Annotated in this window: 12 protein-coding genes; 9 read left to right on the forward strand and 3 right to left on the reverse strand. The window is 65.8% G+C overall.

Going from position 1 to position 14,594, the window contains the following annotated elements; all coding sequences use genetic code 11:
• Positions 1-13: 13 nt before the first annotated feature.
• Both ACW179_RS06865 and ACW179_RS06870 read left to right on the forward strand, forming a co-directional pair.
• Positions 14-736 (forward strand): CoA transferase subunit A, encoded by a 723-nt coding sequence (locus ACW179_RS06865; protein WP_492063555.1) that lies wholly within the window; start codon positions 14-16, stop codon positions 734-736.
• Positions 736-1,377, forward strand: a complete 642-nt coding sequence (locus tag ACW179_RS06870) for a 3-oxoacid CoA-transferase subunit B (RefSeq protein WP_492063556.1) — start codon at positions 736-738, stop codon at positions 1,375-1,377. The genes ACW179_RS06865 and ACW179_RS06870 overlap by 1 nt, the downstream gene beginning before the upstream one ends.
• Positions 1,378-1,500: 123 nt before the next feature.
• On the opposite strand, the gene ACW179_RS06875 is transcribed toward ACW179_RS06870, so the two are convergent.
• Positions 1,501-3,093: an ArnT family glycosyltransferase gene (locus ACW179_RS06875; RefSeq protein WP_492063557.1), complete on the reverse strand. Its 1,593-nt coding sequence runs from the start codon at positions 3,091-3,093 to the stop codon at positions 1,501-1,503.
• Between the two features lie 190 nt (positions 3,094-3,283).
• Between ACW179_RS06875 and ACW179_RS06880 the strand changes: the two genes are divergently transcribed.
• The 3 genes from ACW179_RS06880 to aguB all read left to right on the forward strand — a co-directional run bounded on the left by ACW179_RS06880 (position 3,284) and on the right by aguB (position 7,788).
• Complete coding sequence (locus ACW179_RS06880) at positions 3,284-5,764, forward strand: TonB-dependent receptor (protein ID WP_492063558.1); 2,481 nt, start codon at positions 3,284-3,286, stop codon at positions 5,762-5,764.
• 147 nt (positions 5,765-5,911) lie between these two features.
• Positions 5,912-6,913 carry an agmatine deiminase family protein gene (locus ACW179_RS06885; RefSeq protein WP_492063559.1) on the forward strand — a complete coding sequence of 334 codons (1,002 nt, stop codon included), beginning with the start codon at positions 5,912-5,914 and terminating at the stop codon, positions 6,911-6,913.
• On the forward strand, positions 6,910-7,788 hold the full coding sequence (gene aguB / locus ACW179_RS06890) for an N-carbamoylputrescine amidase (protein WP_492063560.1): 879 nt from the start codon (positions 6,910-6,912) through the stop codon (positions 7,786-7,788). The genes ACW179_RS06885 and aguB overlap by 4 nt, the downstream gene beginning before the upstream one ends.
• A 35-nt stretch (positions 7,789-7,823) precedes the next feature.
• On the opposite strand, the gene ACW179_RS06895 is transcribed toward aguB, so the two are convergent.
• The gene (locus tag ACW179_RS06895) at positions 7,824-8,621 is read right to left on the reverse strand and encodes an acid phosphatase (RefSeq protein ID WP_492063561.1); all 798 of its coding nucleotides are present in this window, start codon (positions 8,619-8,621) and stop codon (positions 7,824-7,826) included.
• Positions 8,622-8,762: 141 nt separating this feature from the next.
• Here ACW179_RS06895 and ACW179_RS06900 point away from each other — a divergent pair, with 141 nt between their 5' ends.
• Positions 8,763-10,778 carry a TonB-dependent receptor gene (locus tag ACW179_RS06900; protein ID WP_492063562.1) on the forward strand — a complete coding sequence of 672 codons (2,016 nt, stop codon included), beginning with the start codon at positions 8,763-8,765 and terminating at the stop codon, positions 10,776-10,778.
• 172 nt (positions 10,779-10,950) lie between these two features.
• Positions 10,951-11,739 carry a SapC family protein gene (locus ACW179_RS06905; protein WP_492063563.1) on the forward strand — a complete coding sequence of 263 codons (789 nt, stop codon included), beginning with the start codon at positions 10,951-10,953 and terminating at the stop codon, positions 11,737-11,739.
• Positions 11,740-11,982: 243 nt separating this feature from the next.
• On the opposite strand, the gene ACW179_RS06910 is transcribed toward ACW179_RS06905, so the two are convergent.
• Complete coding sequence (locus ACW179_RS06910) at positions 11,983-12,612, reverse strand: TetR/AcrR family transcriptional regulator (protein ID WP_492063564.1); 630 nt, start codon at positions 12,610-12,612, stop codon at positions 11,983-11,985.
• 140 nt (positions 12,613-12,752) lie between these two features.
• Between ACW179_RS06910 and ACW179_RS06915 the strand changes: the two genes are divergently transcribed.
• Together ACW179_RS06915 and ACW179_RS06920 are read left to right on the forward strand one after the other, a co-directional pair.
• Positions 12,753-13,706: an SDR family oxidoreductase gene (locus ACW179_RS06915; RefSeq protein WP_492063565.1), complete on the forward strand. Its 954-nt coding sequence runs from the start codon at positions 12,753-12,755 to the stop codon at positions 13,704-13,706.
• Between the two features lie 71 nt (positions 13,707-13,777).
• Positions 13,778-14,398: an NADPH-dependent F420 reductase gene (locus ACW179_RS06920; RefSeq protein ID WP_492063566.1), complete on the forward strand. Its 621-nt coding sequence runs from the start codon at positions 13,778-13,780 to the stop codon at positions 14,396-14,398.
• Positions 14,399-14,594 lie beyond the last annotated feature (196 nt).

Raw genomic sequence — 14,594 nt, forward strand, 5'->3', positions numbered from 1 at the left:
ACACGGAGGACCCATGGTCGACAAGACAAGCAAGGATGCCGCTTCGGCCCTGTCGGGGCTGCTGTTCGACGGCATGACCATCATGGCCGGGGGCTTTGGCCTGTGCGGCATTCCGGAAAACCTGATCGCGGCGATCCGCGAGACGGGCGTCAAGGATCTCACGGTCGTCTCCAACAATTGCGGTGTCGATGGCTTCGGCCTGGGCATCCTGCTGGAGAACCGCCAGATCAAGAAGATGATCAGCTCCTATGTGGGGGAGAACAAGCTGTTCGAACAGCTTTACCTCTCCGGCGAACTGGAACTGGAGTTCAATCCGCAGGGCACGCTGGCTGAACGCATCCGCGCCGGCGGGGCAGGCATCCCTGCCTTCTTTACCCGCACCGGGGTCGGCACCCTGGTGGCCGAGGGCAAGGAAGTGCGCGAGTTTGACGGCGAGCTCTATGTGATGGAGCGGGGCCTGGTGGCCGATCTGGCCATCGTCAAGGCCTGGAAGGCCGATGCCGAGGGCAACCTGATCTATCGAAAGACCGCCCGGAACTTCAATCCGATGATGGCCACGGCCGGCAAGGCCACGGTCGCCGAGGTCGAGGAGGTCGTCGCCGTCGGCGCGCTCGACAAGGACAACATCCACACCCCCGGCATCTATGTCGACCGCGTGCTGAAGGGGGCCAAGTTCGAAAAGCGCATCGAGCGGGTCACTACCCGTCCGCGCGAGACCGCCAAGGAGCAAGCCTGATGGCCTGGACCCGCGACGACGTCGCCGCCCGTGCTGCCCGGGAGCTGCAGGACGGCTTCTATGTGAACCTCGGCATCGGCATTCCTACCCTGGTGGCCAACCACATCCCCGAGGGCATGCACGTGACGCTGCAGAGCGAGAACGGCATGCTGGGCATGGGCCCCTTCCCCTATGAGGGTGAAGAGGACGCCGACCTGATCAATGCCGGCAAGCAGACCATCACTGAGCTGGACAGCAGCTCGTACTTCTCCAGCGCCGACAGCTTCGCCATGATCCGCGGTGGCCATATCGCCCTGTCGATCCTGGGCGGCATGCAGGTCTCGGAAAAGGGCGACCTGGCCAACTGGATGGTGCCCGGCAAGATGGTCAAGGGCATGGGCGGGGCCATGGATCTGGTGGCCGGCGTCAAGCGCGTGGTGGTCGTGATGGATCACTGCGAAAAGTCCGGAGCCCCCAAGCTGCTGAAAGCCTGTTCCCTGCCGCTGACCGGCGCGGGCGTGGTGGATCTGCTGATCACCGAGCTGGGCGTCTTCGAGATCAATCGCGGCAAGACCCCGGTGCGGCTGATCGAGCTGGCCCCCGGCGTGACCGTGGACGAGATCACGGCCAAGACCGAGGCAGCGTTCGAGGTGGCGGTTTAGGGCGCTCTGGATGCTCCCCCTCTGGGGGAGCTGTCGCGGAGCGACTGAGGGGGCCATCTGGGCCTAGGCAGCGCCTGCCCCCTCCGGCCCTTCGGGCCACCTCCCCCAAAAGGGGAGGATCGTCTACTCGGCCGCCGCCTTCGGCTTGGGCGGCAGCCCCGTCACCGGGTCGCGCGGCACGGGCTGGAAGCCTTCGGCGATGAACAGGTCGGTGCGGCGCACGTGCTTGCGATCCAGCCGCACCCGCACGATTTCCAGGCCCGAGGTCCTGGCGAAGTCCTGCTCGATCTCGGGCCGGTACTCGCCCTCGACGCTGGCGATCAGGGCGCGGCGGCCCAGGGCGGCGTTCAGCGGGGCCTCGGTCTCGGCCTGATTCTGGGGCCGGGCCTCGTGGACCCACATCTTCAGCGGCGGCGCGCCGTTCTTGCCGAAATAGTCGCGGCCGTAATAGGCGGCGACATTGAACAGGAAGCGGTCGTCCATGGCCACGGCGGTTACGCCGCCCCGGGCCTGCTCCTCGCGGGTCCGGGCGATGATGGCCTGCACACCCTGTTCCCAGCCCCGCACCCGCTTGAAGCTGTTGGACAGGCCCAGCGCGTCGGCGGCGCGGGGATTGACCATGCAGACCATGAACACCGCCGCAAACACCGCCTGGATGGCGAGGGCGGCGATCAGCCAGCGGCGGGCGTTCCAGCGCACCAGCCAGGCGGCTGCCAGGATCGCCCCGGCCACATAGGACACGCCCGCCCAGTTGGCGTTGGCACGCGAGACGAAGGCCTGGGCGCTGACCGTCAGCAGGGGCGGCAGGGCCAGGCACAGCAGCAGCATGTCGGCCGGCTGCAGCCGCCCTCGCACCGACAAAAGGATCGTTCCGCCCACCAGCACCCCGAACGGGATAGGGCCGAACACGCCGAACTGCGAGCCGACAAATTCCATCAGCTCACGGAGGTTGAACAGCGACCTGGCGCTCCAGTTGGCGTTGGAGGCGGTGTGCTCGACGGTGGCGAACTGGTGATTGAGGTTCCACAGCACATTGGGCGCAAAGACCACTAGCAGGGCGGCGAGGGCCGCCAGGACTGTGGCCGGCGTCCAGGCGCTGCGGGCGGTCTTCGAAGCGGCCAGATGGGCACCCAGCCCGGCCAGCACATAGATCGCCGCATATTTTGACAGGAAGGCCGCTCCCAGCGCCGCGCCCAGACCAGCAGCGACCAGCACCTTGCGTCGCCCGCTCACACCCGGCAGGGCCACATAGGCCCAGATCGTCAGAGCCAGGAAAAACAGCAGCGGCGCGTCGGTGGTGATGACGCCTGACGACAGCTGGATGCCCGGCATCAGGGCGTAAAGAGCGCAGGCCGCCAGGCCGGTCGTTGGATTATACAGCCGCCGGGCGATGCGAAACAGGATCAGGGCGGTGCCGGCGTGCAGGCACGGCGCCGCGATCCTCACCCACGGCTCGGCGTCGCCGCCGACTGACGTGGTCGCCCAGATCAGCCAGGCAATCATCGGCGGTTTGGAGAAATAGCCGAAGTCCAGCGTGCGCGACCACAACCAGTACTGAGCCTCGTCCGGATAGAGCTCGAACGGCGTGGCGAACAACGCCACCAGCCGCAGGATCGTCAGTACGCCCACCAGAGTCAGCGCCATGCGCCAGGCGCGGCTGAGGTCAGGGTCGCTATCGCGGTCGAGGGGCGGGGGCGTGTTTAGGGGCGCGGTCATGATCCCCTAGTTAGCCAAGTAAGAGAAAACTGACCAATTCTTCCGCATGCAGCGACAATTATGACACTTTGGGGGAGGGCGTGTCGTTTCCGTCACCAAACCTTCGAAATGAATCGCTACAGAACCCCTAACATGCGGCGCGATGTGTCCCTTCTGTGTCAGGGGCGCGCCTAGAATGAGGGGATATCCAATGATTTCGAGAAAGATTGCCTGCTTTGCCACGAGCGCCCTGGTGGGCGGCCTGCTCGTCGCCGGCAGCGCCATGGCTCAATCGACCGGTTCGCAGCTGAACGAAGTCGAGGGCGTTATCGTGACCGCCGCCGGCCAAAAGGCTGTTGCCGGCATCATCGCCGAAACGCTGCCCAAGACGCGTTCGTCGATCAACGAGGAATTCATCGCCACCCAGACGACCGGTCAGACGATCCTGCAATCGCTGAACCTGGTCCCTGGCATGAGCTTCACCAACAACGACGCCTACGGCTCGTCGGGCGGTAACATCCGTCTGCGCGGCTTCGACGGCAACCGCGTTTCGGTGACCTTCGACGGCATCCCGCTGAACGACACCGGCAACTACGCTGTCTATCCCAACCAGATGCTCGACGGCGAACTGATCACCCGCGCCAGCGTCAATCAGGGCACGACCGATGTCGACAGCCCGACGGCCTCGGCAACCGGCGGCACGATCAACTACACCACCCGCAAGCCGTCCGAGGAAATGGGCGCGATCTTCACCGCCGGCATCGGCGAGTCGAACTTCCGGCGCTTCTTCGCCCTGGCCAACACCGGCGAATTCGGCCCCTGGGGCACCACCGCTTGGTTCGCGATGTCGGACCAGAAGTACGACAAGTGGAAGGGCTTCGGCGAATTCGAGAAGAAGCAGTACAATGCTCGCCTGTATCAGGACCTGGGCAATGGCGACTTCCTCAGCCTGGCCGTGCACTATAACGAGAACCGCAACAGCAACATCCGCCAGATGACGCTGCCCGAATATCGCGCCTTCGGTCGCGATCTCGACTTCACCGAGTCGTGCGTCACCCGCACCATCAATGCCGCGACCGCGACGATCACCACCGTCGCGCCGACCATTCCCGGCAACTGCGCCGACTTCTACGGCCGTCAGGTCAACCCGTCGAACACCGGCAACATCCGTGGTTCGGGCAGCTTCCACCTGGCCGACAACCTGCGCCTGACCGTTGACCCCTCGTTCCAGTACACCCTGGCCGATGGCGGCAGCCAGCTTGGCACCATCTCGGAAACCGACGGCCGGGTTCGCGGCACCTCGACCGTGGCGGGCCTGGACCTGAACGGCGACGGCGATACCGCCGATACCGTGGCCTTCTTCACGCCCAGCGTGACCAACACCCGTCGCTACGGCCTGACCAGCTCGCTGATCTGGGACCTGAACGACAACCATCGCATTCGCGCCGCCTATACGGCCGACTTCGGCAAGCACCGTCAGACCGGCGAATTCGCGCGCCTGAACGCCGACGGTACCCCGACCAACGTGTTCGGTGGCAAGGAGGGCGAAGGCGTCAAGGTTTCGACCGCCGACGGCAGCTTCCTGCGCGCTCGTGACCGCGCCTCTGTCGCCCAGCTCAACCAGGTCGCCGCCGACTATCGCGGTCGCTTCATGGACAGCAAGCTGGTCGTCAACCTCGGTCTGCGTGCGCCCTTCTTCAAGCGCGAGCTGAACCAGTTCTGCTACACTCAGAACGCGTCGAACATCACGGGCGTGGTTTCGGGCTTCAACGTGTCCTGCACCACCCAGGTTCCGAACGCTGCCGCCGCTGACGGCTCGGTGACCTTCGGCACCTCGACCACCAAGTTCATCAAGCCCTACAGCGCTGAAGTGAAGTACGACGACATTCTTCCCAATGTCGGCGTCAGCTACGAGCTGAACGAAAACTCCACCATCTACACCAGCTATGCCGAGGGCTTCTCGTCGCCGCGGACCGACAGCCTGTACACCGCTACCCTGCGGAACGGCGTGGGCACCCCGGCCGATGTCGAGCCGGAAACCACCCAGACCATCGACCTGGGCTATCGCTTCAGCATGCCGGACGTGGTGGCCTCGGTCGCCGTGTGGAACACCAAGTTCCAGAACCGCATCGTTCAGTCCTTCGACCAGGACCTGGGCATCAGCATCGACCGCAACGTCGGTGACGTGAAGGCCTTCGGTCTGGACGCCCAGGCCGCCTGGCGTCTGGAAGACTATCTGACGGTTTCGGCCTCGTTCTCATACAACAACAGCGAACTGCAGCAGGACCTGCGCACCGGCACGGCCGCCACGGCGATCCTGCCGCTGGCCGGCAAGAAGGTTGTCGAGACGCCGGAATACACCTGGTCGGGCCGCGTTGACTGGTCGATCACCGAGAAGCTGCAGTTCGGCGTCCAGGCCAAGTACACGGGCGACCGTTTCTCGACCGACGTGAACGACGAAGTGGCGCCGGGCTATACCCGCATCGACATGGACCTGCGTTACGACCTGCCCTTCGCCAAGCGCACCTATGTCCAGCTGAACCTGGACAACGTGTTCGACGAAGATCACTTCGGTTCGATCAGCTCGCGTACGAACGCCGTGACCATCACCGGCGTTTCGAACGGCTCGGCCCCGACCTATCACATCGGCGCGCCGCGTAACCTGCAACTGACCCTGCGCACCGAGTTCTAAACCCCTCGCTCCGCATGACGAACAGGAAGGGCGGCCCCGCAATGGGCCGCCCTTTTTGTTTTGTCGCAGGCATTTGCTAGAACCCATCCTTGACCCCCGGTTCGCCAGGGGCCATTTGCGCCTCCCGTTCTGATCCAGGTTCTGACCATGACCCCGACCGTTCCCGCCGAGTGGGCTCCGCATCGCGCGATGTGGGTGGGCTTTCCCAGCCACGCCGAGCTTTGGCGGGAGGATCTGCCCGTCGCCCAGAAGGAAGTGGCTGACCTGGCCCGCGCCCTTGCCGGCCCCGGTGCCGAGCGCGTGCGGCTGATGGTGGTGGGCGACGAGGCTGAGGCCGCCGCCCGCGCCCTGTTATCGGACACCGCCGTCGAGATCGTGCGCGGCACGTTCGGCGACATCTGGCTGCGCGACACCGGCCCGATCTTCGTCGAGACCGCAAAAGGCCCGATCGCCGCCGGCTTCGAATTCAACGGCTGGGGCGGCAAGTTCGAGATGGAGGGCGATGACCTCGTCGCCGAGCAGATCGCAGCGGCCTCGGGCACGCCCCTGGCTCGCAACGGCTTTGTGCTGGAAGGCGGCTCGCTGGATCATGACGGCCTGGGTACTGTGCTCTCGACCCGCCAGTGCCTGCTCAACGAGAACCGCAACGGCGACTTCGACGAGGCCAAGGCCTTCGCGGCGCTTTCGAAGGCGCTGGGCGTCAAGAAGGTGCTGTGGCTGGGCGATGGTCTGCTGAACGATCACACCGACGGCCATATCGACAACCTGGCCCGCTTCGTCGCGCCTGGCGTGGTGGCCTGCCCGATGGCCTTCGGAGCCGACGATCCCAATGCCGAGGTCTATGCCGAGACCGCTCGCACCCTGGCCGGCATGACCGACAGCCGCGGCTCGCCGCTGCAGGTGGTCCGCGTTCCTTCGCCGGGCAAGATCCTCGACGCCGACGGCGAGATCATCCCGGCCTCGCACATGAACTTTCTGATCGCCAACGAGGCGGTGATCGTGCCGATCTACGCGCAGGAGTCGGGCGCCTTCGCCGTCGAGGTGATCCAGGGCTTGTTCCCCGAGCGCGAGGTCATCGGCCTGCCGTCCACCGCCATCCTGACCGGCGGCGGCTCGTTCCACTGCATCAGCCAGCAGGAGCCCGCATGACCCGCACCCTGAACGTCGCCGCGATCCAGACCTCGTACGGGATGGATCTGCAGGCCAATATCAAGAAGACCGAAGGCTTCATCCGCGAGGCCGCCGCCAGGGGCGCCCAGGTGATCCTGCCGTCCGAGCTGTTCCAGGGGCCGTATTTCTGCGTCACCCAGGAAGAGAAGTGGTTCGCGGAAGCTCATCCGTGGCGGGAGCATCCGGTGGTCAAGGCCATCGCCCCCCTGGCCGGCGAGCTGGGTGTGGTGATCCCGATCTCGATCTTCGAGCGCGAGGGCCCGCACTATTTCAACAGTCTGGTCATGGCTGACGCCGACGGCGCGATGCTGGGCCTCTATCGCAAGAGCCACATCCCTGATGGCCCCGGCTATCAGGAGAAGTACTATTTCAAGCCCGGCGATACGGGCTTCAAGGTCTGGGACACCCGCTTTGGCCGGGTCGGCGTCGGCATCTGCTGGGACCAGTGGTACCCCGAGGCGGCGCGCGCCATGACCCTGCTGGGGGCCGAGGTTCTGCTGTACCCCACCGCTATCGGCAGTGAACCGCATGACGCTACGCTCAACACCACCCTGCCGTGGCAGCGGGCCATGCAGGGCCATGCCGTCAGCAATGTGATCCCGGTGGTGGGTGCCAACCGCATCGGTTTCGAGCCGTGGGAGAACTATCCCAATGGTGGCCAGTCCTTCTACGGCTCCAGCTTCATCGCCGACCATCGCGGCGACCTGGTCAGCGAACTGGGGCTAGACGACGAGGGTCTGGTGCAGGCCAGTTTCGATCTGGACTTCCTCCAGACCCACCGCGCCGCCTGGGGCTTCTTCCGCGACCGCCGGCCCGAGCTTTATGGCGCGCTGGCCAGTCCGCGTCCGGCCTGACCAAAGCCTTCCCCCCTTCGAGGGGGAAGGGGGCCCTATCCAGCACACCCGGCCGGCGGGCCGTTGGCCCGTGACGCCGCCACCTCGGCCCTTGCCGTAGCCAGATCCGCCTGGAAAGCGGCATCGTTGTGCAGCTGCGAGACCAGAGCCGAGCCCAGATAGCGGCCGGCCTCGACATCGCTCTGGAAATGGACGCCGCAGATCAGACGGCTGTCGCCGAACGCGCGCCCCCGCGCCAGGACCTGGCTGGCCCGTTCGGGCGCGACTTCGGAAATCACCAGGGCCCAGGACCAACCGATCAGGCCGTGACCTGACGGATAGGAGCCGTCGGTAGCAATCCAGGGCTCGCGCGGTACACAGATCGGCTTGGTGTTGCCTACCGGCGGGCGAGGGCGTTGATAGGCGGCCTTGGCGGGGCGGTAGACGGTGGCGGCGTCATCGGTCATCCGCAGCAGCATCCGCACCAGGGTCGGGGTCGCCTCCGGACTGAGGGTCACCCCCGCCGCACAGGAAAAACTCTTCATGCCCTCCTTGCCCGACAGGTCCGCGTCAGCAATTGCCTGGGTCCAGACCGGCGTGCCCGCCAGCTTGCGCGAGGCATTGAACTGAGCGCGGTCGGCCTTGCCGCGCGGCGAGTCGGGGCTCGGCGGTGGCCCGATAATGGCCGCGCCGTCCAGCGCGCCCTGGCTTCCCAGATAGCCCTTGGGCGGTGCCACCCAGGCCGATGAGCCAGCTGCCTGGGTCAAGGGCGTTCTAACGGGTGGCTGCAGGGCCGAGCAGCCGGCGATGAATAGTCCGCCGACGGCAGCGGCCACCAGGGCGTTACGGGGCATCCTGGGTCTCCGTCTGATCAGAAGGCCACAGTGCGAGCCAGAAAGGAGTCGTCAAGCATCAACCGGCTTGACGATAAGATATGTTATTTCATAACAGTGACAGACGAGGCCGCTCCCCCGGCCAAACTCAAGGTTCCTGCCATGTCGCGTCGCGCCATTTTTTCCGCCGTCAGCCTGCTGGCCCTCGCCGCCGCCCAGTCCGCGCATGCCGCCGACGCTCCGGCCGCCGACACCGAGGTGTCCAAGGTCATCATCACCGCCGCGCCTTATCAGGTGTCGGCCGACGCCCTGACCGCCAGCGTGGCGGTGGTGGATCGTACCGACCTGGACCTGGCTCCCCCGACCGGCCTGGGTGATTTGCTGAACGGCATGCCGGGCGTGCGCTCGACCGCCTTCGGGGCGGGGGCCAGCCGCCCCGTGGTGCGCGGCCTGGCCGGCCCGCGTGTGCAGGTGCTGACCAATGGCGTCGGCCAGATCGACGCCAGCGCCCTGTCGCCCGACCACCAGGTGGCCACCGATCCCGGCGAGGCCGAGCGGATCGAGGTGCTGCGCGGCCCCGCCGCCCTGGCCTATGGCGGTTCGGCCATCGGCGGGGTGATCAACATCATCGACGACCGCATCGCCAGCCGCGCCCCGGAAGGCGGCTATAGCGGCCGCCTGCTGGCCTCGGGCGCAACGGGCGACGACAGCTATGCCGTCTCCGGCGCGATCCACGCCGCCGTCGGTCCGCTGGTGTTGACCCTGGACGGCATGAAGCGCGAAGCCGACGACTACGAGATCCCGGTCTATCCGGAGTCCGCGCGCCAGTTGGCCTCGGAAGGCGAGACCGCCGAAGGCGGCGGCGGCAAGCTGGCCAACAGCGCCGTCGACCTGAAGGCCTATGGCGCGGGCGTCTCTTATATTGGCGACAAGGGCTTTATCGGCGTGTCGGTCAAGACCACCGACACGACCTATGGCGTGCCCGGCCACGCCCATGAGGAAGAAGGCGCCGCAGAAGAAGGCCCCGTCACCATCGGCCTGACCCAGACCCGCATCGACCTGCGCGGCGAATATGAGGGCGACCTTGGCCCCTTCGCCAAGCTGCGCTTTTCGGGTGGTCATGCCGACTATGAGCACACCGAGTTCGAGGGCGATGCGGTGGGCACGAAGTTCATGTCGGACGGCTATGAGGGCCGGCTGGAGCTGGTCCAGACCGAGCGCAATGGCTGGAAGGGCGCGGTCGGCGTTCAGGCCCTGCGCCGCAACTTCGACGCCAAGGGCGACGAGGCCTATGTGCCCAAGACCAAGATCACCGAGTACGGCGCCTTCACCCAGCAGCGGGTCGAGAAGGACGGCTGGGGCTATGAGGGCGGCCTGCGGATCGACTATCGCGAGCTGGACAGCCTGAAGGGCGCTGCGGATTTCACCAATCTCTCGGGCTCGGTCGGGGTCTTTGCCCGCCCGTCGGAGACGACCTTCTTCGGCATCGCTCTGTCGCGCAACAGCCGCGCTCCCACCGAGTCGGAGCTGTTTGCCGAGGGGCCGCACGTGGCCACACGGGGCTTCGAGATCGGCAATGCGAGCCTGGATGAGGAAACCGCCTGGTCGGTCGAGGCCACGGCCCACTATTCGGGCGAGCGCCTGAGCGCCGACCTGCACCTGTTCACGGCCCGCTATAACGGCTTCATCGACCTGCGCCCGACCGGCGATGAGGAAGATGGCCTGGCGGTCTATCGCTACCTCCAGACCGACGCCGACTTCCGGGGCTTTGAGGCGGAGCTCAGCTACAAGGCCTGGAGCGCCGGTGACCAGAGCCTGACCCTGGAAGGTTCTGCTGACTTCGTGCGCGGGGCCACGGACCTGGGTCCGCCGGCCCGCATCCCGCCCTACGCGATCTCGACCAAGGCCGTCTATGACGCTCGCTACTGGACGGCCAGCGCCGAGGCCCGCCATGTGGGCGAGCAGGACCGGGTCGCCGAGGGCGAACTGCCCACCGACGCCTATACGACCCTGAACGCCATGGTCGCCTGGAAGCCCCGGGGCAATGGCAGTCTTCGCCTGTTCCTCGACGGTCGCAACCTGACCGACGAGGAGGTGCGCGAGCATGCCTCGTTCCTGAAGGACATCGCTCCTTCGCCCGGACGGTCGCTGCGCGCGGGGCTTGCCTTGCGGTTCTGATCGCCCCCTGAAAGACGCGCCCGGCTCGCCCTGTGATGGAAAGGTCGGGCGCTTTCTCCCCCGTCTGGAAGGGTCGATTGCCGCAACCCCCGGGATCGGCTAGAAGCGCCAGGCCTTTGCGGGCGCAGTCCGTCTTGCGCGTCCGTCCTTTCAGCCCTTTGTAGAGCTATCAATGGAATCGACCCAGTCCACCGGCGGCATCACCGGCAACGTTCTGTTCTACGTCTCTCCCGAGCCGCTGAACCGCGAGCAACATGCCAAGCTCGCGCTCGTCCATAACGACAAGCCGTACGGCTTCGCCGCCACCGGCAGCGCCGTGCCGCTGACCGTGACCGAATTCGCCCCGGCCGCCCTGTCGTTCCCGGTGATCTTCGCCGGCGAGGACCGCGTTCCCCTGGCCGTCATGGGCCTGAACAACGGCGAGAACCTGTTCGTCAACGCCGACGGCTCAATCGACCCGGGCGTCTATATCCCGGCCTATATCCGCCGCTATCCGTTCGTGCTGGCCAATGACGACACCCAGGACCGCCTGATCGTCTGCATCGACAAGGGCTCGAGCCTGCTGTCGGAAACCGGCCAGACTGCCCTGTTCGACGAGAAGGGCGAGCCGACCGAATACACCCAGAACTGCATCAAGTTCTGCGACGACTTCGAAGCCGAACGCCGCCGCACCGACTCGTTCGTGCAGTTGCTGAAGGAACTGGACCTCTTCGAACTGAAGACGGCCACCTTCACCCCGACCGACGCCAACGGCCAGCCTGGCCAGGCCCAGACCGTCGCCGAATATTACGGCGTGTCGGAAGAGAAGCTGAACGCCCTGCCGGTCGAGAAGCTGCGCGACCTGCAGACCAACGGCGCCCTGGCCCAGATCTATGCGCACCTGGTGTCGCTGGTCGGCTGGGACCGCCTGATCGCTGTGGCCATGATGCGTCAGCAAGCGGCCGGCGTGGCTGTGAACTAAGCCAGGCTTCCTTCGGGAGGTTCGAAATTGGGCGGCGGGGCTTCGGCTTCGCCGCCTTTTTTGTTGGGCTGGGGTTGGGGACTGCTTCAAGCCGCGGCCAAGGCCCAACGGACATGGATCACCTGAAGGGGGAGATCTGGCGCGGCTCACGCCGTCCGCTATGGCAGCATGACTTAAGCCAAATGGCCTCCGGCAACCCCGGCGCGGTTAACCCGAGACGATCCCCCCGGCCATTGGCCGAACTTAAGGGTCCGTCGCTTCGATCCCTCCTCTTTCGACCGCCCGCTCGGTCAGGATGGCGCTTGCTAGGATATGGAGAAGATGATCGGCGCGCGGTGCGAATGGGGGAAGATCGACTAGCCAGCCGAGCGCTGACATCAAACCGAAAAGATCGTCCCCGGTGATGTCGGCGCGCGCAACGCCGTCGGCCTGGGCGCGAAGGAGCAGCCGCGCGCTCGCCGCGTGCACGGCCGCACAGGCCGCGTAAAGCGCAGAGTCCGGATTGGTGTGGGCGGTCGCCATCATGGCGACAGCACCCCTGTGTACGAGGGCGAACGCCACCCATTCGCGGAGCCAGCACAAGAGCGCTTCGTCGGGTTTTGTTGACGCCTCAAGCTCGTCAGCCCTCTGCGTCAGCTTATCCAGGTTGGCGCGGAGCAGCGCCTCAAACAGCGCTTCCCGCGTCGGGAAGTGGCGTAGCAGCGTCGCAAGCCCGACCCCGGCCTGGCGGGCGATATCTCGCATCGAGACGTCCGGGCCGTCCTCTGCAACGGCGGCGCGCGCGACCGCGAGAACGTGGTCGTAGTTCTTTTTCGCGTCGGATCTCATCGTCAGCCATTGAAAATGGATCGCTGATCCATATATCTGGATCACTGAACCGATTATCGATTCGGATCACTGATCCAGTAGATAGTCGGTCCGGCCCAAATGGCAACACCGGCGTCTCGAAGAGTCCGGTGTTAAGCGAAACTGGCGAGGCGTGACCCTGTCTCACCAAGACCAAGAAGGACGACATGCACGTATTCGTCACCGGCGGGACCGGCCATATCGGTTCCTACATCATCCCCGAACTGATCGCCGCCGGCCACCAGGTCACCGGCCTGGCCCGCTCAGACGCGTCAGCTGACGCAGTCACCGCGCTCGGCGCCACAGCGCGCCGCGGCGATATCTCCGACCTCGAAGGGCTCAAGGCTGCGGCTGCGGAAGCTGACGGCGTGATCCACGTCGCGCACCGGCAGGATCTCCTTCCGACCGGCGGGCTCGATGCGGTGGCTGCGGCCGAACTCCAGATCATGCAGGTCTATGGCGAGGCGTTGGTGGGATCTGGAAAGCCGCTGGTCGTGTCAGCGAGCATTGGCTCGCCTGGGTGGGAAAACTTGGGTCGGCCGGCCACGGAGAACGACACGGCGCTCCCCGGCGGCGACGCACACAAGGGCGCCCTGCGGGTCCGCAACGTCGTTGAGCTGGCTGTGATCGGCTTGGCGGAGCAGGGCGTTCGCTCGTCGGTCATCCGGATCCCTCCGATCGCGCACAGCACGACCGACGCCGGCTTCCTTCCGCTGCTGATCGGACTCGCCAAGGAGAAGGGTGTCGTCGGCTACCCGGGAGATGGCGCGAACGTCTGGCCGGCGATCCATGCCCGCGATCTCGCAAGACTCTTTCGCCTGGCGCTGGAGAAAAGCCCGGCCGGCAAAAGCTGGCACGGGGTCGAGGGCGACAGCATCCCGTTCCGTGAGATCGCCGAGGCCATCGGCCGGCGTATGGGCGTGCCCGCCGTGCCCATTCCCGCCGACGTCCTGATGTTGCCGGGCTTCTTCGGCTTTCTTGCCAACCTCGTCACCCTGGACCTGCCGGCGTCCAACCGCATCACCCGCGAGACCCTCGGCTGGGAGCCCGTCCAACCCGGCCTGATCGCCGATCTGGATAACGGCCACTATTTCCCGGCGCTCCATAACGCCATTGCCTGACCGGTGAAACGACCGGACGTCCCTGCGTCCGGAGATGACCAGACGAACTTTCATTCAACAGGAGACTGAACATGAGCACCATCAGCATCATCGGCGCCGGCGCCATGGCCACCGCCATCGCGACCCGGACCGCCCGGGCCGGACACCTCGTCGAGGTCATCAGCCGCGATCCGGCGAAGTCTAAAGCCCTGGCCGGCCAACTGCCGGGCGGCGCGACCACGGGGGCCTACGGCGCCGCGCCTGCAGGCGACATCGTCATCCTCGCCGTCCCCTACAGCGCCGCCGCGTCGACGATCGCCGACTTCGGTGAGGCGCTCGGGGGCAAGGTCGTCATCGACGTCGCCAATCCGGTTAAAGCCGACCTCTCGGGCCTCGACACACCGGCCGGAAGTTCCGGTGCGCTGGAGACCGCGAAGGGTCTTCCCGCCGGCACGCCTCTCGTGAAGGCGTTCAACACGGTCTTTGGGCACGTCCTCGCCAAGGGGGGCGAGCTCGACGCCTTCTTCGCGGCGGACGATGCGGAGGCCAAGGCGACCGTCTCCACCTTCCTCAAAAGTCTCGGACTGCGTCCGCTCGACGTGGGCGGTCTTCAGATGGCCCAAACGCTTGAGGCGCTCGGCCTGATGATGATCGGCTTAGCAAAGAATGGCACCGGTACTTGGGACATCGCCATGAAGGTCGATATCAGCTGAGCCGAAGGCGTCATGCCACAATCCAGAGGCCAAAACGCTTCCCCAATTGCATTCGATACCCGGCCAGAAGTTATTGTAAGCTTGCCGTATATCGACCGCCGCGTTTCAAGTTGCCCATGCGGCGCTTTGAAACGCGGTCCGTAGGCCCGACTTGCGTCGGGCCTCGGCATTGGATGGCTCGGAATGAAGGTCCGGA

The organism is Caulobacter sp. AVps18 (genome assembly GCF_058681425.1).